The 20,238-nt window shown below is 62.8% G+C and carries 21 protein-coding genes and 1 tRNA gene; 10 read left to right on the top strand and 12 right to left on the bottom strand.

The annotated features are described in order from the left end of the window. Positions 1–69: 69 nt before the first annotated feature. The 7 genes from AB8A23_RS05630 to AB8A23_RS05600 all read right to left on the bottom strand — a co-directional run bounded on the left by AB8A23_RS05630 (position 70) and on the right by AB8A23_RS05600 (position 7,133). Complete coding sequence (locus AB8A23_RS05630; protein ID WP_120287632.1) at positions 70–1,446, bottom strand: S41 family peptidase; 1,377 nt, start codon at positions 1,444–1,446, stop codon at positions 70–72. Continuing rightward, complete coding sequence (locus tag AB8A23_RS05625) at positions 1,443–2,747, bottom strand: murein hydrolase activator EnvC family protein (protein ID WP_439060187.1); 1,305 nt, start codon at positions 2,745–2,747, stop codon at positions 1,443–1,445. The genes AB8A23_RS05630 and AB8A23_RS05625 overlap by 4 nt, the downstream gene beginning before the upstream one ends. A gap of 126 nt (positions 2,748–2,873) precedes the next feature. Next, complete coding sequence (rlmH, locus tag AB8A23_RS05620; protein ID WP_439060188.1) at positions 2,874–3,356, bottom strand: 23S rRNA (pseudouridine(1915)-N(3))-methyltransferase RlmH; 483 nt, start codon at positions 3,354–3,356, stop codon at positions 2,874–2,876. A 46-nt stretch (positions 3,357–3,402) separates the two neighbouring features. After that, complete coding sequence (rsfS, locus tag AB8A23_RS05615; protein ID WP_420882365.1) at positions 3,403–3,804, bottom strand: ribosome silencing factor; 402 nt, start codon at positions 3,802–3,804, stop codon at positions 3,403–3,405. Positions 3,805–4,128: 324 nt separating this feature from the next. Next, positions 4,129–4,758: a nicotinate-nucleotide adenylyltransferase gene (locus AB8A23_RS05610; RefSeq protein WP_256461223.1), complete on the bottom strand. Its 630-nt coding sequence runs from the start codon at positions 4,756–4,758 to the stop codon at positions 4,129–4,131. A 30-nt stretch (positions 4,759–4,788) separates the two neighbouring features. Then, a complete protein-coding gene (locus AB8A23_RS05605) occupies positions 4,789–6,081 on the bottom strand; it encodes a glutamate-5-semialdehyde dehydrogenase (RefSeq protein ID WP_439060189.1) in 1,293 nt (430 codons plus the stop codon). 77 nt (positions 6,082–6,158) lie between these two features. After that, positions 6,159–7,133, bottom strand: a complete 975-nt coding sequence (locus AB8A23_RS05600; protein ID WP_439060191.1) for a LysR family transcriptional regulator — start codon at positions 7,131–7,133, stop codon at positions 6,159–6,161. An 82-nt stretch (positions 7,134–7,215) separates the two neighbouring features. Between AB8A23_RS05600 and AB8A23_RS05595 the strand changes: the two genes are divergently transcribed. Genes AB8A23_RS05595 through AB8A23_RS05570 form a run of 6 tightly spaced genes read left to right on the top strand, consistent with a single transcriptional unit; the run spans position 7,216 to position 11,788 of the window. After that, positions 7,216–8,229 carry an ABC transporter substrate-binding protein gene (locus AB8A23_RS05595; protein WP_231078678.1) on the top strand — a complete coding sequence of 338 codons (1,014 nt, stop codon included), beginning with the start codon at positions 7,216–7,218 and terminating at the stop codon, positions 8,227–8,229. Continuing rightward, positions 8,229–8,957 (top strand): pyrimidine utilization protein B, encoded by a 729-nt coding sequence (gene rutB / locus AB8A23_RS05590; RefSeq protein WP_089263220.1) that lies wholly within the window; start codon positions 8,229–8,231, stop codon positions 8,955–8,957. The genes AB8A23_RS05595 and rutB overlap by 1 nt, the downstream gene beginning before the upstream one ends. Positions 8,958–8,964: 7 nt before the next feature. After that, positions 8,965–9,351, top strand: a complete 387-nt coding sequence (rutC, locus tag AB8A23_RS05585; protein WP_093757765.1) for a pyrimidine utilization protein C — start codon at positions 8,965–8,967, stop codon at positions 9,349–9,351. Between the two features lies 1 nt (position 9,352). After that, entirely contained in the window at positions 9,353–10,144 is a 792-nt protein-coding gene (locus AB8A23_RS05580; RefSeq protein WP_439060194.1) for an ABC transporter permease, read from the top strand. Positions 10,145–10,175: 31 nt separating this feature from the next. Next, a complete protein-coding gene (gene rutD / locus AB8A23_RS05575) occupies positions 10,176–10,976 on the top strand; it encodes a pyrimidine utilization protein D (RefSeq protein ID WP_093757766.1) in 801 nt (266 codons plus the stop codon). Next, positions 10,973–11,788, top strand: a complete 816-nt coding sequence (locus AB8A23_RS05570; protein ID WP_439060196.1) for an ABC transporter ATP-binding protein — start codon at positions 10,973–10,975, stop codon at positions 11,786–11,788. The genes rutD and AB8A23_RS05570 overlap by 4 nt, the downstream gene beginning before the upstream one ends. Positions 11,789–11,844: 56 nt before the next feature. Here the strand turns inward: AB8A23_RS05570 and AB8A23_RS05565 are convergent. The 4 genes from AB8A23_RS05565 to AB8A23_RS05550 form a co-directional block, all read right to left on the bottom strand. Beyond that, positions 11,845–11,920 (bottom strand) — tRNA-Thr (locus AB8A23_RS05565). A gap of 154 nt (positions 11,921–12,074) precedes the next feature. After that, on the bottom strand, positions 12,075–13,790 hold the full coding sequence (locus AB8A23_RS05560) for a heme biosynthesis protein HemY (protein ID WP_439060197.1): 1,716 nt from the start codon (positions 13,788–13,790) through the stop codon (positions 12,075–12,077). 7 nt (positions 13,791–13,797) lie between these two features. Further along, positions 13,798–14,961: a COG4223 family protein gene (locus AB8A23_RS05555; protein ID WP_439060199.1), complete on the bottom strand. Its 1,164-nt coding sequence runs from the start codon at positions 14,959–14,961 to the stop codon at positions 13,798–13,800. Between the two features lie 56 nt (positions 14,962–15,017). Then, positions 15,018–15,764: a uroporphyrinogen-III synthase gene (locus tag AB8A23_RS05550; RefSeq protein ID WP_439060201.1), complete on the bottom strand. Its 747-nt coding sequence runs from the start codon at positions 15,762–15,764 to the stop codon at positions 15,018–15,020. Positions 15,765–15,909: 145 nt separating this feature from the next. Between AB8A23_RS05550 and tsaD the strand changes: the two genes are divergently transcribed. The 4 genes from tsaD to AB8A23_RS05530 are packed head-to-tail and all read left to right on the top strand — an operon-like array spanning position 15,910 to position 19,069. After that, positions 15,910–16,983 (top strand): tRNA (adenosine(37)-N6)-threonylcarbamoyltransferase complex transferase subunit TsaD, encoded by a 1,074-nt coding sequence (gene tsaD, locus AB8A23_RS05545; protein WP_439060570.1) that lies wholly within the window; start codon positions 15,910–15,912, stop codon positions 16,981–16,983. Positions 16,984–16,993: 10 nt separating this feature from the next. Continuing rightward, entirely contained in the window at positions 16,994–17,974 is a 981-nt protein-coding gene (locus AB8A23_RS05540; protein ID WP_439060203.1) for an NAD(P)H-dependent glycerol-3-phosphate dehydrogenase, read from the top strand. Positions 17,975–17,981: 7 nt separating this feature from the next. Further along, on the top strand, positions 17,982–18,395 hold the full coding sequence (locus AB8A23_RS05535) for an EVE domain-containing protein (protein ID WP_093757772.1): 414 nt from the start codon (positions 17,982–17,984) through the stop codon (positions 18,393–18,395). Beyond that, complete coding sequence (locus AB8A23_RS05530) at positions 18,392–19,069, top strand: class I SAM-dependent methyltransferase (RefSeq protein ID WP_439060205.1); 678 nt, start codon at positions 18,392–18,394, stop codon at positions 19,067–19,069. Before AB8A23_RS05535 ends, AB8A23_RS05530 begins: the two co-directional genes overlap by 4 nt. Here AB8A23_RS05530 and AB8A23_RS05525 read toward each other — a convergent pair whose 3' ends face one another. Then, a complete protein-coding gene (locus AB8A23_RS05525; protein WP_439060207.1) occupies positions 19,070–20,176 on the bottom strand; it encodes a DNA topoisomerase IB in 1,107 nt (368 codons plus the stop codon). Positions 20,177–20,238: the final 62 nt, after the last annotated feature.

Below are 20,238 nucleotides of genomic sequence, written 5' to 3'. Positions count from 1 at the left end.
TGGAAGGATTGCAACAAAAAGAGCGACCCGAAGGCCGCCCTTTCCGCAGAATTGATGCGTATTCGCAGATCAGTTCGGCTTGGCGGCCGCCTTATCGTCTGCTGGCTTGTCCGCAGCAGCAGCGGCTCCCGGCGGCGGCGTGATGATTGCGTTCGACGTCACCTTGATGCCGTGGAGCAAATCGGCAGCGGCCTTCAGCGCCTTGTCATTCTTGGCATCCGGCGGCACATAGGACTGCGAACCGGTCTTCTCGTCGCCATCGTTCTTCAGATGGCCACGGAGCGAAGCCTCGCCCTTGATGTCGCGGGACTTCAGCTCATCCGGCACGTCCTGCACGATTTCGATGTCCGGGACGATGCCCTTGGCCTGGATCGACTTGCCCGACGGCGTGAAGTAACGCGCCGTGGTCAGACGCAGCGCACCGTTGCCGGAGCCCAGCGGGATGATGGTCTGCACCGAGCCCTTGCCGAACGAACGCGTACCGATGGTGGTCGCACGCTTGTGATCCTGCAGAGCGCCGGCGACGATTTCCGATGCCGAAGCCGAACCGCCATTGATCAGCACGACCACCGGCTTGCCCTTGGTCAGATCGCCAGCATGCGCCGTGCGGCGCTGGGTTTCTTCAGCGTTACGACCGCGGGTCGAGACGATCTCGCCACGCTCGAGGAACGCGTCGGAAACGGTGACGGCTTCTTCGAGCAGACCGCCGGGATTGTTGCGGAGGTCGATGATGTAGCCCTTGACCTTGTCCGCGCCGATTGCCGCGGTCTGAGCCGCGATCTCGCGCTTCAGGCCTTCGGTGGTCTGTTCGTTGAAGGTCGTAATGCGGATGTAAGCGATATCGTCGCTTTCAACGCGAGCACGCACCGAGCGAACACGGATGTTGTCGCGCACGAGGGTGACGTCGAGCGGATTGTCCTGACCCTTGCGGATGATCTTCAGCTTGATCTTCGTATTGACCGGACCGCGCATCTTCTCGACGGCCTGGTTCAGGGTGAGACCCTGCACGGCTTCTTCGTCGAGACTGGTGATGATGTCGTTGGCCATGATGCCGGCCTTCGATGCCGGGGTATCGTCGATCGGCGACACCACCTTTATCAGACCGTCTTCCATGGTGACTTCAATGCCGAGCCCACCGAACTCACCGCGGGTCTGCACCTGCATGTCGCGGAAGCTCTTGGCGTCCATGTAGCTGGAATGCGGATCGAGACCGGTGAGCATGCCGGAGATCGCCGACTCGACCAGCTTGCTGTCGTCGGGCTTCTCGACATAGTCGCTGCGGACGCGCTCAAACACGTCGCCGAACAGGTTGAGCTGGCGGTAGGTATCCGAGGTCGCTGCGCGGGCACTGGTGCCCATGAACACGGCGCGTGGCTGAGTCACGAAGAGCGTCAAGGCGGCGCCAGTGGCAGCACTCAGCAGAATTATGGAAGTCTTGCGCATCATCCGCGAACCTTTTCGCCTTCGTTAGCGGCCCACCATGGGCCTGGATCAATGGGAGTCCCGTCTTTCCGGAACTCGATATAAAGCACAGGCTGGCTGGCATTGGCCGCAAGGACGGATGCTACCCGGGATGTTGATCCCATGACAGCGATCGGTTCCCCGGTAAGGACGAACTGACCAATGTTCACCGAAATACGCTCCATCCCGGCGATCAAGACATGATACCCGCCCCCGGCATTGAGGATCAAGAGTTGTCCATAGCTACGGAACGGACCGGAATAAACAACCCAGCCGTCACACGGTGTTGTGACCTGCGCACCCGACCGTGCGGCTAGTGACATGCCCTTTTCGACGCCACCGACACCGTCGGAACCGCCGAAATTGCGAATTTTAACCCCGTTGACCGGAAGTGCGAGCATGCCCTTTGCCGATGCAAAGGCGATCGCCGGACTGAGTCTGCCGGGGTCCTTGAAGGCGCCGATATTCGGCTTGCCGTTGCTGAGCGCCGCCGGCGTGCCCTGCAGACTGGCTGTGGCTGCTGCCTTCGCTGCCGCCTTGGAATCCTGCTCCATCTTCGCGATCAGGCCCTGCAGACTGTCGACCTGACGGGACAACGTCAGCGCACGCGCGGCTTCCGCTTCCATGTCCTTTTCAGCAGCCGACTGCTGCTTCTGGCGCTCCTCGGTAAAGGACGCGAGGCGTGTCTGTTCTTCCTTGAGCTTGTCGCGATCGCCGGCAAGCTGATCGCGCTCGGTCGAGATCGCCTTGCGCAAATTCACGAGTTCGCTGAGGTCAGCCACCAGTTGCTCGGCGCGCGCGCGCATCTCGGGCACAACGGAGCCGAGCAGCATCGCGGTGCGCAGCGACTTCAGCGCATCTTCGGGACGCACCAGCAAAGCCGGCGGCGCACGGCGGCCGGCGCGCTGCAAGGCGGACAACACTTCGACGATTTCGCCGCGGCGCGATTCCAGCGTGCCGCGGATCTTCTGCTCGCGCGCATCCAGCGGCCGCAATCGTACTTCGGCATCGTCGATCCGGGTTTCGACGCTGCGGACGCGGGCGGCAATATCGATGAGCTGCTGACTGAGCTTGCCGCGATCCTGTCCGATCGCCGCGATATCGGCTTTCAATTTCGCCTGCAGCTCCGCAGCGCTCTTCTGCTGCGCGCGGACCGCTTCAAGCTCCTGCTCGCGTTGACGAATGATATCGGGTGACGGCGCATTCGCTTGCTGGATCGGCGCAGCGGTTTGCGCACGGACTGACGTCGTCATCAAACCTGCAAGAGTCGCTGATACCAGCATCATGGATAACGACGATGCGTTCGACATCCCGCGGCGAACGGCGTCGTGTTCAGATGGAATGGACCGCGGTGACAGCATCGTGGTTTCGACAGCGCCTTCTTTCAAACGCGATACGCTCAATATAGCGAGCTAAACGCGGTGATACGGGTGGCCAGCTAAAATTGTAGCGGCCCGGTAAATCTGTTCCAGAAGCATGACGCGAACCATTTGATGCGGCCAGGTCGCCGAGCCGAATGCAATGCTCAGTTTGGCTTTGCGCCGCAATTCGGGCGAAAGTCCGTCCGCCCCGCCGATGACAAAAACATTATGTGGCACCGATTCGTCCCGCCACTTCCCGATATGGCGAGCAAAACTGGCGCTGTCGACGCTGCTGCCACGCTCGTCGAGCGCTACTAATACAGCCTTTTCCGGAATCAGCGCCGAAATCGCCGCTGCTTCCTCATTGATCCGGGTCACCGCATCGCGTGCGCGGCTTTCCGAAATTTCATGAATCGCAAGGCCGCGAAACCCGAGCTTGCGGCCAATATCGTCGAAACGATCACGGTACCGTTCCGCGAGCTCGCGTTCCGGACCCTGCTTGAGCTTGCCGATGGAAATCACAAGAAGATGCATCAGCGCAGACTAGCACGCGTCGCGCCGTTGCCGAATTCCCGCTGGCTCAAACAGCCTTCAGATCGATCCGCGGTTCATCCGACGGGCTCTGCGTCCACAAACGTTCCAGATTGTAGAATTCGCGAACTTCAGGCCGGAAGACATGCAGGATGACTTCGCCGGTATCGATCAGCACCCAATCGCAATTGGACAGGCCTTCGACATGCAGCTTCTTCTGACCGGCTTCCTTGAGACCTTTGGCGACATTTTCGGCCACCGCGCCGACATGGCGGTTCGACCGGCCGGTGGTCACAACCATGTAATCGGAGAAAGCCGACTTGCCGCGCAGGTCGATGGTCACCGTTTCCTCGGCCTTCATGTCGTCAAGGCGGGCGAGAACGAGATTGAGCGTTTCGGTCGCGCTATCGCGCACTGCCGCAGCTGATTTCTTCGCCTTGGGCGAAGCAATCTTCTTCGGAATGACAGCCTTCGGTGCAGCTTTTGCAGCAGCGGGTGTCTTGGCTGCAGCCTTCGGCTTTGCGGTTTTGGTTGCGGCAGCCTTTTTAGGCGCGGCAGCCTTCTTTACCGAAGCGGACTTCTTGGGTGGGGCAACCTTTGACGGGGCTTTCTTGGCGCCCGTCTTGGACAATACAGAAGTGGCCAGAGGACCATTCCTTTCACTGTATTGGGACGCCGAATCCGACGCCCGGTGAGATCAATTATGCATGTGGGAATGCCGGATTCAATATTCCAGCGCCCGCCCTATAACACTTATCGGGCGAGTGTTGTGGAATTACGTCTTCCAGCTGCCATCCGGGTTCCGCAGCCGGGTGGAGGACAGATTCAGCTTCAAACCGGTCAAAAATACCCATGCGGGGGGCTTCAGGTCGGCCAATGACCCAGCGTCCTGCTCCGGTATCCGGTAACGGCCGAGGGCCTGGGCGGCGGTCGATGCCAGTCCCTGGAAGCTCTGCGGCGGTCGGTCGATGACCGCAAAGGGAACCTCTCCGGCAATCACCTGCCAGCTCTCCCAGCGATGAAACTGGGCGAGATTGTCGGCACCCATGATCCAGACAAATCGTGCTTGCGAACATCGACGTCGGAGGTAGCTGATGGTGTCGACGGTATAGCGCGTACCAATGACACTCTCGAGACAGGTGATATCGATGCGCGGGTGATCGGCCATCGCCTTCGCAGCCGCCGCGCGCTCGGCGAGATCGTGCAGATTGCGTTGATCCTTCAGCGGATTGCCCGGCGACACCAGCCACCAGACGCGATCCAGCTGCAGCCGTTTCATCGCGAACAGGCTGATAGCCCGATGCGCGGCATGCGGCGGATTGAACGATCCGCCAAGCAGACCGATCCGCATACCGGGACTATGTGGGGGTATGCCCTGCGCCGGCGGGACTGAATGCAAATCCAATTCAGTCTCCACGCGCCGAAACGCACATCATCACGGCCTGGTCTGTCCGGTGCCGTGAATGCGATATTTGAAACTGGTGAGCTGCTCGGCACCGACCGGGCCGCGCGCATGGAATTTGCCGGTGGCGATTCCGATTTCGGCACCGAAGCCGAATTCACCGCCGTCGGCGAACTGCGTCGAGGCGTTATGCAGCACGATCGCCGAATCCACCTCGTTGAGAAACTTCGTGGCCACCGCGACGTCCTCGGTCACGATCGCATCGGTGTGATGCGAGCCGTGATCGCGAATATGCGCGAGCGCATCATCGACACCATCGACGACCCTGGCCGAGATGATCGCATCTTCGTATTCGGTGTCCCAGTCCTCGTCCGTTGCAGGCTTGACGCGCGCATCGGCCTGCTGCACGGCAGCGTCACCGCGCACCTCGCAGCCGGCATCAATCAGCATTTCCACCAGCGGCTTGAGATGCGTACCCACGACTGCGCGGTCAATCAGCAACGTTTCCGTCGCGCCGCAGACACCGGGCCGGCGCATCTTCGCGTTCAGCACGATCGACTTCGCCATATCGAGCCTCGCGGCGTGATCGACATAGACGTGATTGACGCCTTCGAGATGCGCGAACACCGGCACGCGCGCTTCAGCCTCGACGCGCGCGACCAGACTCTTGCCGCCGCGCGGCACGATCACATCGACCCCGCCATTGAGTCCGGTCAGTAGCAACCCCACCGCCGCACGATCGCGGGTTGGCACCAGCGTAATCGCAGCCTCAGGCAGACCGGCTTCGCGCAGGCCCCGCACCAGACATTCGTGAATCGCACGACAAGACCGGAAACTGTCGGAGCCGCCGCGCAAGATCACGGCATTGCCGGACTTCAGGCACAGTACGCCGGCATCCGCCGCAACATTCGGACGGCTTTCGAAAATCACCGCAACGACGCCGAGCGGTACGCGCACGCGCTCGATGGTCATGCCATTCGGCCGCTGCCAGCTTTCGGTGACGGCGCCGACGGGATCGGCGATGTCATGGATCACACGGATGCCATCGGCCATCGCATGCACGCGGGCTTCGGTCAGGGTCAGCCGATCGATAAAGGCCGATGTGGCGCCATTGGCGCGCACCTCGGCGACATCCTCGGCATTGGCCGCCAGAATCGCAGGCACACCGGCACGGATAGCGCGCTCCATGGCCGCAAGCGCCCGGTTCTTCTGTTCCGTTGGGGCCACCGCCAACGCACGCGCAGCCGCACGGGCGCTCCGGGCGAGGTCGTTCATCAGGACAGGCAGATCAGCCGATCCGTCGATGGCTTTCAGCGAGGCGGTCATGGCGGGCTCAAATGGGCGGAATGGGAATTCACGACCCCAAAATAGGGATTCACGGGAGCAAGGTCAAAGCGTGTTCGCTACCATCCTGCCGCTGTGCGCTCGCGGATCGATTGCGCCACGAGCTGGATGCCGCGGTAAAGCGCGCGACCGGCCGGCGACAGGTCACGCCCGACGCGACGGATCAGATACAGATCGCGCTCGATGACCGGATCAAGCAGCCTGCGGAAGGTCAGCACGGGGTGGTCCGTCGCCGGCAACGCCAGACCTGGCAATGGCGCCACGCCGACGCCGGCCTCGACCATGGCGAGCAGGGTCGCCGGGTGTTCGGCCTCATGCAGCGGGTTGCTACGCCCCAGTTCCTGCAGGCCGCGTTCCATTTCCAGCCGGATCCCGGTGCCGGTCGCCATTGCGATCACGCCTGCAGCGACGCCGTCCATCCAGTTCACGGTGCTTTGTGACGCCAGCTGATGATCCCGCCGCATTACCAGCGCAAAACGATCCGTCAGCAGCTTCGTCGCGTCAAGATCCGCATCCTCACCCGGCACATTGGCGATGCCGAGCTCGGCGTCGCCGCTGCGCAGCCCGGCAATGATCTGATGCCGTGACACTTCCTTGAGCGTCACGCTCACCATGGGATATTCGCGCTGGAAGTTCGCCAACACCACCGGCATCAGACGCAACGCCACCGACGGCACGCAGGCCACCGTAACATGGCCGCGGCGATGCTCGCGCAGATCGCGTAAATCCTGAATTTGGTGATCGAGATCCGCCAGCAGGCGTTGGATCCCCGGCAGGAATTCGGCACCGACCTTGCTGAGTTGAACGCTGCGCGTCGTCCGGTCCAGCAGCCGGACCTGCAGCTCGTCCTCGAGCTGGCGAACGGCCTGGCTGAGGGCGGACTGGGAGACGCCAAGTTTCCGCGCAGCCCGGCTGAAGCTGCCGGCCTGAACCACCTCGGCGAAGGCACGGAGTTGCCGGAGGTCAATATTCATAAGCATTACAGATAAATATATCTGTTTTTCCCGACTTGTTAATGAAATTAACGGGTGCAAGAATTTTATGCTAAAACCAGCTGCGGCTAAAAACTATGCAGCACACCATCTGACATCGGCAATGGCGGCGAGGGACAGAGGCATGATCGACAGGCGCAACCTACTCAAATATTCGCTCATTGGCGCCGCAGCGGCCCCGTTTGCTGGCCTGGGAGGCCCGGCCTTTGCCGCCGGCCGCAAGGTGCTGGTGTCGGAAGCCATCCGGCTCGGCATGTATGCCTCGCTCTATGTCGCAACCGACAAAGGCTTGTTCACCAAGCACGGCCTCGACACCGACCTGTCGACCGCGGGCGGCATCGCCCTGCCGGTGCCGATCCTGCTGTCCGGCCGCGGCCAGATCGGCGTCACCAGCCCTGGCATGTCGGTCAACGCCACGCGTGAAGGCGGCAAGCTCAAGAATATCGCCAAGATCGTCGGCGGCGTATCGATGTGGGGAATGACCCGCCCGGACACCAAGATCACCACCATCGATGATCTCCGCGGCAAGACCATCGCGACGCTGAAATTTCCGTCCTCGACGATCCAGGTCCCGACTTACGCGATGAAGACGGTTGGCAAGTTCGACCCCAAGGAAGCGGGCGTCACCTTCCTGGAATTGCCACCGGGCGCCCAGGCCGCAGCCGTCAAGGATGGCCGTGCCGACATCGCCACCGCATTCGAATGGGACATCAGCATCGGCGCCGAACAGTTTGGCCTCGTACCGTCGCTATCATTCGCCGATCTGCTTGGTCCGCTGTGTTTCACGACGGCCATGGCCACCGAAGACGTGATCGCCTCCAACCCGGAGGCGGTGCAAGGCTTCTGTAACGCCATCGCCGAGGCGCAGAAGATGATGCACGAGAACAATGCTGTCTTCACCGAGGTCGCAGAGAAGTACTTTCCGAAAGTCTCGCCGTCGGTGGTCGGAAATGCGACGAAGAACTTCTTTGGCAGCAAGACGGCTATCCCGAAAAACCCCACCATCTCCGCCGAGGAATGGGATCGCGCGATGTTGCTGGAACAAGGCGGCGGCGCAGTCTCAACGACGCTTCCCTATGCACAAATGGTCGACAATCGCTTCGCCGAGAAAGCGACCAAAGAATTCGGATTGGCGTGATGTCGGTCTCAACCAGCTTTCCGCCTGAACGGCGCTACGTCACCTTGCCCGCACGCCCCGAGCCGTTGCGGCTCGCGGTCGAGGAGACCGCAGTCATCGTGGTCGACATGCAGAACGCCTACGCGTCGCCGAACGGCTATCTGGATCTCGCGGGCTTCGACGTGACCGGCGCCAAGGCAGCGATCGTGGCCGTCAAGGAGACGCTGGAGGTCGCGCGCGAGGCCGGCGTCACTGTGATCTATTTCCAGAACGGCTGGGACGCCGACTATGTCGAGGCCGGCGGTCCGGGCTCCCCGAACTGGCACAAATCGAACGCACTCAAGACCATGCGCGCGCGCCCGGAATTGCAAGGCAGCCTGCTCGCCAAGGGTGGCTGGGACTACGCGCTCGTCGATGAACTCCAGCCGCAGCCCGGCGACATCGTGGTACCGAAGCCGCGCTACAGCGGCTTCTTCAACAGCCAGTTCGACAGCATCCTGCGCGCGCGCGGCATCCGCAATCTCGTCTTCTGCGGAGTTGCCACCAATGTTTGCGTGGAATCGACTCTGCGCGACGGCTTCCATCTCGAATATTTCGGCGTGATGCTCGAAGACGCGACGCATCAGGCCGGCCCCGACTACGTCCAGAAGGCGGCTGTCTTCAACATCGAAACCTTCTTCGGCTGGGTTTCCAGCACAGCCGATTTCCGCCGCGCATTCGCGCAGACTGAAACCTCCACGAAAGCCTGAGGATCCCATGACAGATCGCGCGATTATTCCGCCCGGCACTCATCCGCCGCTCGCACCTTACTCGCCCGGCATGATGGCCGACGGCGTGATCTATGTGTCCGGCACGCTGGCCTTCGACAAGAACAACGACGTCGTTCATGTCGGCGATGCGGCGGCGCAGACCCGGCACATCCTTGAGACGATCAAGAGCGTGCTGACTGCCGCAGGCGCCACGATGGCCGATGTCACCTTCAACTCCATCTTCGTAACCGATTGGGCCAATTACGGCGCCGTCAATAAGGTCTATGCCGAATACTTCCCCGGCGAGAAGCCGGCTCGCTACTGCATCCAGTGCGGACTGGTGAAACCGGATTGCCTCGTCGAGATCGCGTCGATCGCACACAAGCGAGCTTGATGTGACGACCATCGAAGCCACCCAAGCCAATGTCGCGCGGCGGCTGATACCGCCGGTCCTGCGGATCGCGCTGCTGCAAGTGGCACTGCTAGCTCTGTTACTTGCTGCCTGGGAAATTGCGATCAGCTTCAAATGGATCGCGGTCTATCTCTACGGACGGCCAAGCGGCATCTTCGCCAAGGCCTCTATTCTGATCGCCAACGGAGAACTCCTGCGCGATGCTGCGCTGACTGCCTGGGAAGCCATCGCCGGATTCCTGATCGGCACTATTGCCGGCAGCGCCGTCGGGCTGCTGCTCTGGCTGTTTCCCACCAGCGCGGCGGTGCTGCGCCCCTATCTCATCGCGCTCAACGGCTTGCCGAAGATCGCACTCGCACCCTTGATTATCGTGTGGTTCGGAATCGGCATCTCGTCGAAGATCGCCATCGCCGCCATCATTACCTTCATCGTCGCGGTGATCACCGCGCAACAGGGCGCCAAGGAAGTCGATAGCGACCTGATCAAGTTGATGCGCTCGCTCGGTGCCAGCCGATGGAAGACCTGGCGTACTGTCGTCATTCCGGGCGCCATGCCGTGGATCGTGTCCGCCTTCCGTCTCAATGTCGGCTTCGCGCTGATCGGCGCAGTCGTCGGCGAATACATCGCCTCGAAAGAGGGCCTCGGCTACATGATCTATTATGCCGGCGTGCTCTACGATTTGAACGCCGTGTGGGTCGGCATCGCCGCGCTCATGGCCGTGGCGCTACTGATGTACGGCGCGATCGACATTCTCGAACGCCGCCTGCGCTTCTGACTTTCCATCGCTCGAACCCGCAAGACAACCCATGCCCTATGCAAGCGGCGGTGACGCCGACATCTATTACGAAACTCATGGACACGGAACGGCGATCCTCATGTCGGCCGGCATGGGCGGCAGCGGATCGTTCTGGGCGCCGCAGGTCGCAGCACTCGCGCAGCGCCACCAGGTCATCCTCTACGACCACGTCGGCACCGGCCGCAGCGCTGATAACACCGCGCCGCCACGATCAATCTCGGGCATGGCCGACGACATCGCGCATGTGCTCGACCATGCCGGTGTCAGCAATGCACATGTGGTGGGCCATGCCATCGGCGGCATCGTCGGAATTGAACTTGCCCTGCGCGACCCCGCGCGCTTGCGCAGCCTGGTGGTGGTGAACGGCTGGGGTCGCGCCGATCCGTTCCTGCGGCGCTGTTTCGAAGTGCGCAAACAGATCCTGAATCAGTCCGGCCCGAAAGCCTATGTGCGTGCGCAGCCACTGTTTCTCTATCCGCCGCGATGGATTTCCGACAATGCCGCGCAGCTCGACGCGGAAGAAGAGCGCATCCTCGCGCACTTCCCGACAGCGGCGACGATGAATGCGCGGATCGACATGTTTCTCGCCTTCGACCCCGGCGACGCTCTCGCGACCATTGCAACGCCGACACTGCTGGCCTCATCGCGGGACGACAGCCTAGTGCCGGCCTATCTCTCGCAACAACTGGCTGCCGCCATTCCCGGCGCGCGCGTTCACGAAGTGGAATGGGGCGCCCATGCCTTCACCGCCGTGACCCCCGATGTTTTCAATAACATGCTACTCGGCTTCTGCAGTGAGGTGGACGCATGAACGCCATGACACCAATCGCCACGTCGTCGTCGTCCACATCCGCTGTGCTCAAGGCCGAACAGGTCGGCGCATCCTTCGGAAGCGGCAAGCAGTATGTTGAAGCCATCCGCGACGTCAGCTTTGAACTGCGACAAGGCGAAACCTTGGCCATCGTCGGCCCGTCCGGCTGTGGCAAGTCCACATTGTTCAATGTCATCGCCGGTTTGCTGAAACCGACCCGCGGCCATGTGGAGGTCGCAGGCATCCGCGTCGACGATGCTGCAGGACATGTCGGCTACATGCTTCAGAAGGATCTGTTGCTGCCGTGGCGTTCCGTCATCGACAATGTGATGCTCGGCTTGGAGGTACGCGGCGTGCCGCGGCAGACGTCGCGCGACATCGCCATGAAATTGATCCGCGCCTACGGCCTAGCCGGTTTCGAGAACGCCAAGCCCGCAACCTTGTCAGGCGGCATGCGCCAGCGCGTGGCCATCATGCGCACGCTGGCATTCGATCCGCAGGTGATCCTGCTGGATGAGCCGTTCTCGGCGCTGGATTTCCAGACCCGGCTGCTGCTGCAGGCCGACGTATCACGCATCATCGCCGAAAACGGCAAGAGCGCCATTCTGGTCACCCATGACATCGGCGAAGCCATCGCCATGGCCGACCGCGTTCTGGTGCTCAGCGCACGCCCGGCGACCGTGCGGGCGCTGCATGTCATCGATCTGCCCAAAGCAGGCCGCGATCCCGTAGCGCTGCGCACCGACGCTGCCTTCCAGGCCTATTTCGCCAAGATCTGGGCCGACCTGGAAATGCCTGCCACCGCCGCGTAAGGCACCAAAGCTGCGACTGACTGTTGCGACTGAAACGGATCGCGCCGGAGCGCAATTGGTGCCGCAAACAGGACTCGAACCTGTGACCCCGTCATTACGAATGACGTGCTCTACCAACTGAGCTATTGCGGCGAACCAAGCGGCGATTCGGCTTTTCGGCCGAAAACGCTGGGGCATCTGATATCGCCCGGGGCGTTGCTTTGCAAGAAGCGGCGGCGAATCTGGCGACCGAAAAGCGCGACCAACCACCCACTGAAACCGGCCATTTGGGCCTGAATCGGGGCTGTTATCCGCCCCAGCGCCGTAGAAACCCGCGCCAACCGCCCTGTTGCTGGCCTGCATTCAGCTCGGCGAATTCATCGCGATAATCGTCCGCCTCGTCCACGCCCGGATCGTCCGGGGGCCTGACGATGGGAATGACGGCCGGAATAGCCACCGCGGGCTTCGCGGCGCTGGCGATATCGCTGCGGTCGCGGAACAGCGGTGGCGGCGCGGGGGCCGGTTTCGGGAGCGGCGGCGGCGCTTCGGCGGGCTCGGGCGCGGCATCGGCCACCGGCTCGGGCTGTGCTGGTACTTCAGGTTCCACCGCGAGGTCCTGAGCCGGCGCGGAGGGTGTGACTTCGACCGGCACGGGCACCACGGGTTTTGGCATCGCGGGCGGCGGAGCCAGCACGGTTTCGCGCAAAATCTCGGTCTCGATCGTCGAGGCCCTGTCCGACGGCAGTGCGGCCAGCGGCGTCTGCCACTGGAACGCATCAATTCGGCCGGTAACCGGCGACACCGGCCGCCAGCGATCCGACACATAGCCGTCCGCCGTCCAGACCGGATCATGCAACGCGCGCACGGCACGCAATGTCCAGGCGCGGGCGCGGCCGCTGTCGCCATGTTCGGTACGTTCGATTTCCGCCATCAGCATCGCAACGCGCTGGGTGGAGTCGGTCGTGAACGGCGCCAGTGTTTCGCGGGCGCGCGTGAATTCGGCGGCATCGATGGCCGCACGGGCGATCGCCAGCGCGCCTTCGATATGGCCTGGCGCTTTGGACGCCAGCGTCTCGACACGCACCAGCCGCTGCCGCGCGGAATCGCCGAGCTTCACATGAGCATAGGCGTCGGCGAGATCCGGATGCGGCTGCGCCAGCCACGCTGTCTCGATGATCTTCATTGCCCGACGGGTCTGATGCGCCTCGCTCTGAAATCGGCTGGCGAGAACGGCGGCCGGCACCAAAGTTGGCGCAAGCTTGATCGCCTCGGTCACGCTGTCGCGGGACAGATCGCGATCTTGTGTCTCAAGCTCCAGCGCACGCGCGGTGAGCAGCACGCCGCGCTGCCGACGAAACGCCGCGCGATCGATCAGGCCAGAGGCAAAATTGTTGTCGAGGATTTTCAGCGCGCCGGTCCAATCGCTCTGCGCGCAGCGGAAGCCAAGAACGGCTTGCGACGCCCATGTCGATGCCGGCGATAATTTAAGCGCTTCTTCGGCAATCGTTACGGCGGCAACGGGATCGTCGCTGCGCTGCGCTTCGATGAACAGACCGCGCAGACCCAGCAGCCGCGTATCGCCACGCTCAGCCATCGCCTGAAACGCACGATGCGCACCGGCGCGATCGCCATCGAGCTGGGCGGACTGGGCATGCAGCAACAGAGCGAGCGGATCGTCAGTCGTCAAACGTTTGGCGATATCGGCATGACGCCGCGCGGCGTGGCCATCGCCCTGCCCGATCGCCAGCAGACCATGCGTGATGGCCTGACGTCCGCGCGCCTGACGCTTTTCATGGCGACGACGGCGCATTCGCTTCGGCGCGCCCCACAAACCACGCAGGAGCGACCAGGCGAACACCACCGCGACGATTGTCAGGCCGAGCACCAGCACAAACACCGGCACCGACGGCGAAGCGCGCCAGACGCCCCAGGATATAACGACATCGCCGGGCTGATCGGCGACCCAGGCGGCGCCAGCGGCCGCAAGTGCTATCAACACAAGAAACAGAATGATGCGGAACATCGGATTCCTATGGCGCTGGTTTGGAAAGCGCCGCCATCGCGTCGGCTGCGAATTGACGTGAAGCCGCCAGCGCTGCATCGCGCATATCGACTCTATCGAGCCAGGGCTGAACCACGGCACGATCCGCTGGCGACAGCGTCAGCAATTCACGCCTGGCCGTGGCGATATCGTTGCTGCGCGCAGCCGCGGACGCGCGTGACACGGCGCCGCTGTTGCTACCTGCGCCGACAGCATCGGTGCGCTCGATGCGCACCAGCTTGGCCGCGCCGGCCTGCAGACGATCCATGAAACCTGCGCCTACCGCAGGCGTGTCCGCCGGAGCGGGTGTGAGCTTCGGTAACACTGCAAGCAGTTCACGGCTGAGCGCGACTGCGTTTGGTACGCCCGTCGTTGCAAACGCATCGAGCGGCTTCAGCTGATTGGCATTGCCGGCAAGCGGTTTGACCACCGCAAGCGCCGCCGCAAAGGGTTCACCTTGACGCACCGACGTATCGAGCAGTGATGCCGCAACGACACGGCGCAAGACCGTGTCATCGAAAGGTTTGGTATTCTGTTGGGCGGCCGAAGACTTCAACTCGCCGGCTGCACGTTCGATCTGCCCGAGCCGCTCATTGATCGGCCCGAGATCGACCACACCGGTCGCGGTGCGCGGCGCGGATTTGAGTTGATTGATGTCGGCGACGACACGATCCGATTGTGTCTTCGCGGCAGTGAGATCGCCGCGCAATCCCGCGATGGATTTCTCGAGCGTATCGATCCGCGTTGCCAGCCCCGTATCCGGCGCAGCGACCGGGCGCGCTTCGATCTGCGCAATGCGAGAGGTCAGCGCATCGACATCTGCCTTATCGCTCGATGCAATGCCGCTCAGGCCGAACCATGCAATTCCGGCGACAAGCGCACCGGCAACCGCGCCAACGGCGACGGGAACCAGGACAGGTGCACGCGCAGGCGAGACGGGCGTCTGCTTTTCAACCGCAGCCTCCGCGGCGGGCTCGGACGGCGGCATGTCCGACGGTGCGGTATCGACGGACTCCGATGCTGTTTCCGGTACCGCAGGCTCCGCTGCAGCCGGACGCTCGGTGACCTCGGCAGCCGTCAATTCGATGGTTGGCGGCGGCCGCTTGGGCCGACCGGCATCCGGAGACGATCCCGTCTCATTATCGTCGGCCATGGCGTCGGTTCCCTCGTGACATGCCCGATCCCTACCGGGATTTGGTCACAGCAGTCTTAACGCGATAATGGCGCGATGGCACGGTCCAGCGCCGCGAGCAGGGCATTTTCGTCCGGGGTCTGCGCCACCACGACCTGGCTGGCTCCGGCGTCATGCGCAATCGTACCGACCGCCGCTGAAAGGCAATAGTGTGGAACTGCGAGGGCAGCGATCTCGACGCCCGATAAGCCCACCGCCTGGAAGAATGCCCGCGCGCTCCGCCGCGAATAATGCAGCACAGCCTCGATTCTGCCGGCCACGAAGGCCGCAGCAACATCATCCGGCAGATCGGCCACCGGCATCATCCGGTAGGTGGTTTGTGTCACCACCGTGAAACCACGCGCACCGAGTTCGCCAGCGAGATCCCGCGCAAGATCGGCGCCGGCCAGATAAAGGAGCGGGCGGGTCTTGTTCAGCAGCTTGCTCTTGCTGCTCTCCGTCAATAGGTCCCGCAGCGCCGCAGCATCACCTTCGGCGGACATGACCTGGGCAAAGCCGAGATTGCGCGCCGCCTCTGCGGTCCGGTCGCCGACCGCGAACAGCGGCAGGTGAAGCAGGGTTGCCTGCACCGGCTGATCGGCGAGTGCGCGTAGCGCATTGGCCGACGTCACGATCACCGCGCCGAAATCCGCGTCCGAATCGATGGACAGCATCACCTTTTCGAAGCGCAGCATCGGCGCCGCCAGCACCTCGAAGCCCCGCGCGCGCAAGACGGTGGCGGTGCGGGTAGTGTCCGGCTGCGGGCGAGTGACGAGAATAGCCATGTCTGAGGTCCGGTTTCGGGGGTCTCGCATGCCACGCAGGGCATCGAGTGATTGCACCTTGCGACCCCGCAATGCTACGCCGGGGACAGGAAAAGCCCGGATTTGGCTGATTTAGCAAGGACCGATAGTGACCACCGACCAACCGATGCTGGTGCTGGGAATCGAGACGACCTGCGATGAGACCGCGGCCGCCGTCATCGAACGCCAGCCCGACGGCAGCGGCAAGATCCTGTCCAATATCGTCCATTCGCAGATCAGCGACCATGCGCCCTATGGCGGCGTGGTGCCCGAGATCGCCGCGCGCGCCCATATCGACCTGCTCGATGGCATCGTCGGCCGCGCCATGAAGGACGCCGACGTCAATTTCGCGCAACTGAGCGGTGTGGCCGCAGCCGCCGGACCCGGCCTGATTGGCGGCGTCATTGTTGGTCTCACCACCGCAAAAGCCATAGCCATGGTGCATGACACCCCGCTGGTGGCCGTGAACCATCTCGAAGCCCATGCGCTGACGCCGCGGCTGACCACTGCGCTGGCGTTTCCGTATTGCCTGTTTCTCGTTTCCGGCGGTCATACCCAGATCGTCGCGGTGCTCGGCGTCGGCCACTATGTCCGGCTCGGCACCACCGTCGATGACGCCATGGGCGAAGCCTTCGACAAGGTCGCCAAGATGCTCGGCCTGCCGTATCCCGGCGGGCCGCAAGTGGAGCGGGCCGCTGCCGGTGGCGATCCCAAGCGCTTTGCCTTTCCGCGGCCGATGCTTGGCCGGCCCGATGCGAATTTTTCGCTCTCCGGTCTCAAGACTGCGGTCCGTAACGAAGCCAGCCGTCTCATTCCTTTGGAAGAGCAGGACATCGCGGATCTCTGCGCCAGCTTCCAGGCGGCGGCGCTGGAATCGACGGCGGATCGATTGAGCGTCGGCCTCAGATTGTTCGAAGACCAATTCGGCCCGCCGCATGCACTGGTCGCGGCAGGGGGTGTCGCCTCCAACCAGGCGATCCGCGGTGCGCTGCAGGCCGTCGCCGCAAAAGCGCAGACCACGCTGATCATCCCGCCGCCGGCACTGTGCACCGACAACGGCGCGATGATCGCCTGGGCCGGCGCAGAGCGCCTTGCGCTGGGACTCACCGACACGATGGAAGCACCGCCCCGCGCGCGCTGGCTGCTCGACGCTGACGCCAAGGCGCCGGCAGGCCATTCCAAATCCCGCGCGGCTTACTGACGGGAACATCATGGCCGACTTAAACTCTGTGGCGGTGATCGGCGCTGGTGCTTACGGCACGGCGCTGGCCGATGTCGCGGCGCGCGCCGGCCGCGAAACCGTGCTTTATGCACGCTCGACTGCAGCCGCCGAACTGATGCAGGTATCGCGCGCCAATCCGCGACTGCCCAGCGCTGCCATCGATGACTCTGTCTTCGTCACCGCCGATCTTTCGCTGGCAGCGCGCGCCGATATCATTCTGCTCGCCGTCCCGTCGCAGCAGTTGCGCGAGGCATTGACGGCGCTCGCGCCGCTATTGCCGGCAGGCATTCCAGTGGTCGCCTGCGCCAAAGGCATCGAGCGCGGCAGTCACAAATTCATGACGGAAGTCATCACCGACGTCGCACCGCATGTGATCCCCGCCATTCTGTCGGGACCGAATTTCGCTGACGATGTTGCCGCCGGCCTCCCGACAGCAGTGACGCTGGCCTGCGCCGACGAGGATATCGCTGTCGCACTCGTGCAGGCCTTGGGTTCGGCGACGTTCCGTCCCTATCACTCCACCGATGTGCGCGGCGTCGAGATCGGCGGCGCGGCGAAGAACGTGCTGGCTATTGCTGCCGGCATTGTCGCGGGCAAACAGCTCGGCGCCTCCGCGCTTGCGGCGCTGACAACACGGGGCTTCAGTGAACTGCTGCGGCTTGGTCTCGCTTGCGGCGCACGAGCCGAGACGCTATCGGGACTGTCAGGTCTTGGCGATCTGATCCTGAGTTGTTCCAGCGCACAGTCGCGCAATTTTTCACTCGGCGTGGCGCTCGGCCGTGGCGAGCAACCGACGCCTGGCAAACTTGCCGAAGGTGAGTTCACGGCGCCGGTGCTGATCGAGCTTGCGGCATCGAAGGGCGTCGATATGCCCGTGGCGAAAGCCGTGGCAGCGATCTTGGCCGGCAAAGCGACCATCGATCAGGTCATCGAAGGCCTGCTGACGCGGCCATTCAAGGCAGAAGGTTAGAGACGGGATGAAATACTGGCTGGTGAAATCCGAACCTTCAGTGTGGTCGTGGGACCAGCAGGTCGCGAAGGGCAAAAAGGGCGAAGCCTGGACCGGCGTGCGCAACCACAGCGCCAAGCTCAACATGATGGCCATGAAGAAAGGTGATCGCGCCTTCTTCTATCATTCCAACGAAGGCAAGGAAGTTGTCGGGATCGTCGAGATCGTGAAAGAGCATTATCCCGACCCGACCGACGAATCCGGCAAGTTCGTCTGCGTCGACATTGCCGCCGACAAGCCTTTGAAGACGCCGGTGACGCTCGTTGCCGTGAAGGCCGAGCCAAAGCTCGGCGAGATGGCGCTGCTGAAACTGTCGCGGCTCTCGGTGCAGCCGGTGACCGCGGAGGAGTGGAAGCTCGTCTGCAAAATGGGCGGATTGTGAGCGCCGACGGCGCGGCCAATCTTGCAATCACTGATCCCGTAGCTTTCATCCGCGCCAATACGCGCCTGCGACCGGTGCCACTGGTGCCGAACATTGTGCTGCACACAGCCGACGAGGCCGTACCGCTGTGGAGCAAGACTGAGGAAGAACTCGAAGAAGCCGGACTACCGCCTCCATTCTGGGCTTTTGCCTGGGCCGGCGGACAGGCACTGGCGCGCTTTGTTATCGATCATCCCGGGCATGTTGCTGAAAAGACCATCATCGATTTCGCAACAGGATCGGGGCTGGTGGCTATCGCCGCGATGAAAGCCGGGGCAAGCAGCGTCTTCGCCTATGACATCGACGCCTTTGCGCGCACGGCCATCGCACTGAACGCGGCTGAAAATGGCGTTACGATCAATGCTCGCGGTGACGATCTGCTCGGCGGCTCATCTGTCCCCACCGCACAAACGATTCTGGCAGGCGATATTTTCTATGAACGCGACACCGCAGAGCGCGCCTTTGCATTTCTTTCAGAGCAAGCGGCGCGCGGTGCAACGATCCTGATCGGCGACCCCGGCCGCAGCTATCTGCCGAAAGACAAGTTGCGCAAGCTCGCGGAATACAGAGTGCCCGTGACGCGCGATCTTGAAGATGCAGAGATCAAGAACACGGCGGTGTGGACGCTGGCCTAACTACCCCGCCTCTGCCACCACCTGCGCCAAAAGCTGCTCCCGCTTCGATTGCGAGCGATAGCCCGTTTGCGTCGCGGCGATGCGCGCGAGGACGCCGTCCTCGAAGGCGGTGACGATGGTATCGTGCACATAGCTCTTGCGGCAGATCGCCGCCGTGTTCTGCAATTCGTCCGCCGCCGACCGCACGGCTTCGAGCACCTGCTTCCTGCGTCCGCGCTCACTGGCTGCCGGCTCTATCCGTGACAGGGTTTCAGCCACCGTCGCCGACGCCATCAGAGTGCGGAAATCCTTCAGTGAAATCTTGATGCCGGCGATATCGCGCAGGAAGGCGTTCACTGCTGCCGTGTTGACCTTGTGAATGCGGCCAGCATTGTCGCGATACTGGAACAGGCGCTTGCCCGGGACGTCGTGCAGGATACCAATCGCGCGGACGAGCTTCGACGCATTGGACTCCTTGCGCACTGCCTTGCCGCCCTTGGCCTTGAAGGTGAGCACGATGCAATCGTCTTCGAGCTGCACGTTCGACTTCATCAGCGTTGTAGCGCCGCGGGTGCCCGACAGCTTCATATAGCTCTCATTGCCGGCACGGATCGCGGTGCGCGTGACGAGTTCGATGACAGCGGCGAGCGCGAACTCACGCGTCGGCTCGTCGCCTGCCAAAAGCGCCGAGACGTTACGGCGGATCTTCGGCAGTGCCGCCACCAGCTTCGCCAGCCGATGCGCCTTGCGCTGCTCGCGGACCTTCTCCCAATCCGAGTGATAGCGGTATTGCAGGCGGCCGGCCGCGTCGCGGCCTACGGCCTGCAAATGCGACGTAGGATCAGCAGCATAGCGGACCTCGGCATAGGCCGGGGGCACTGCCATGGAGTTCAGCCGCTTGATCGTCCCGATATGCTTGATCGGGGTGCCGTTGGCCCTGACGAAGGAATAAGATTTTCCGCGCTTGAGCCGGCGGATCGTCAGCTCAGACTGATCTCCGAGCTTCAGGCCCATTTCACGGGCCAAAACCTCCACACTCGCGGGGCTTGGCTTGGCCATACGGGCTAGCCGCGCGACGAAACGGGCGGAAACGGCCCGCGAAGGCGCGAAATTCTGCTGTTCCATCATAGTGTTATCTGCCTCGTCGGCCCTGTGTCTCTGCTAATGCCGTTTATTGATTTTTGGTTCCG

The sequence above is a fragment of the Tardiphaga sp. 619_E2_N8_4 genome (genome assembly GCF_051810905.1).
Taxonomy (GTDB): domain Bacteria; phylum Pseudomonadota; class Alphaproteobacteria; order Rhizobiales; family Xanthobacteraceae; genus Tardiphaga; species Tardiphaga robiniae.
The sequence above is the reverse complement of the archived record's forward strand: the minus strand, read 5'-3'. Positions and strand labels throughout refer to the sequence as shown.

Coding starts and splice junctions, on each gene's coding strand:
- AB8A23_RS05630 (WP_120287632.1), bottom strand. CDS start 1,446: ATGATGCGCAAGACTTCCATAATTCTGCTGAGTGCTGCCACTGGCGCC.
- AB8A23_RS05625 (WP_439060187.1), bottom strand. CDS start 2,747: ATGATGCTGGTATCAGCGACTCTTGCAGGTTTGATGACGACGTCAGTC.
- rlmH (WP_439060188.1), bottom strand. CDS start 3,356: ATGCATCTTCTTGTGATTTCCATCGGCAAGCTCAAGCAGGGTCCGGAA.
- AB8A23_RS05605 (WP_439060189.1), bottom strand. CDS start 6,081: ATGACCGCCTCGCTGAAAGCCATCGACGGATCGGCTGATCTGCCTGTC.
- AB8A23_RS05595 (WP_231078678.1), top strand. CDS start 7,216: ATGATCGACAGGCGCAACCTACTCAAATATTCGCTCATTGGCGCCGCA.
- rutB (WP_089263220.1), top strand. CDS start 8,229: ATGTCGGTCTCAACCAGCTTTCCGCCTGAACGGCGCTACGTCACCTTG.
- rutC (WP_093757765.1), top strand. CDS start 8,965: ATGACAGATCGCGCGATTATTCCGCCCGGCACTCATCCGCCGCTCGCA.
- rutD (WP_093757766.1), top strand. CDS start 10,176: ATGCCCTATGCAAGCGGCGGTGACGCCGACATCTATTACGAAACTCAT.
- AB8A23_RS05570 (WP_439060196.1), top strand. CDS start 10,973: ATGAACGCCATGACACCAATCGCCACGTCGTCGTCGTCCACATCCGCT.
- AB8A23_RS05560 (WP_439060197.1), bottom strand. CDS start 13,790: ATGTTCCGCATCATTCTGTTTCTTGTGTTGATAGCACTTGCGGCCGCT.
- AB8A23_RS05555 (WP_439060199.1), bottom strand. CDS start 14,961: ATGGCCGACGATAATGAGACGGGATCGTCTCCGGATGCCGGTCGGCCC.
- AB8A23_RS05550 (WP_439060201.1), bottom strand. CDS start 15,764: ATGGCTATTCTCGTCACTCGCCCGCAGCCGGACACTACCCGCACCGCC.
- tsaD (WP_439060570.1), top strand. CDS start 15,910: ATGCTGGTGCTGGGAATCGAGACGACCTGCGATGAGACCGCGGCCGCC.
- AB8A23_RS05540 (WP_439060203.1), top strand. CDS start 16,994: ATGGCCGACTTAAACTCTGTGGCGGTGATCGGCGCTGGTGCTTACGGC.
- AB8A23_RS05535 (WP_093757772.1), top strand. CDS start 17,982: ATGAAATACTGGCTGGTGAAATCCGAACCTTCAGTGTGGTCGTGGGAC.
- AB8A23_RS05525 (WP_439060207.1), bottom strand. CDS start 20,176: ATGATGGAACAGCAGAATTTCGCGCCTTCGCGGGCCGTTTCCGCCCGT.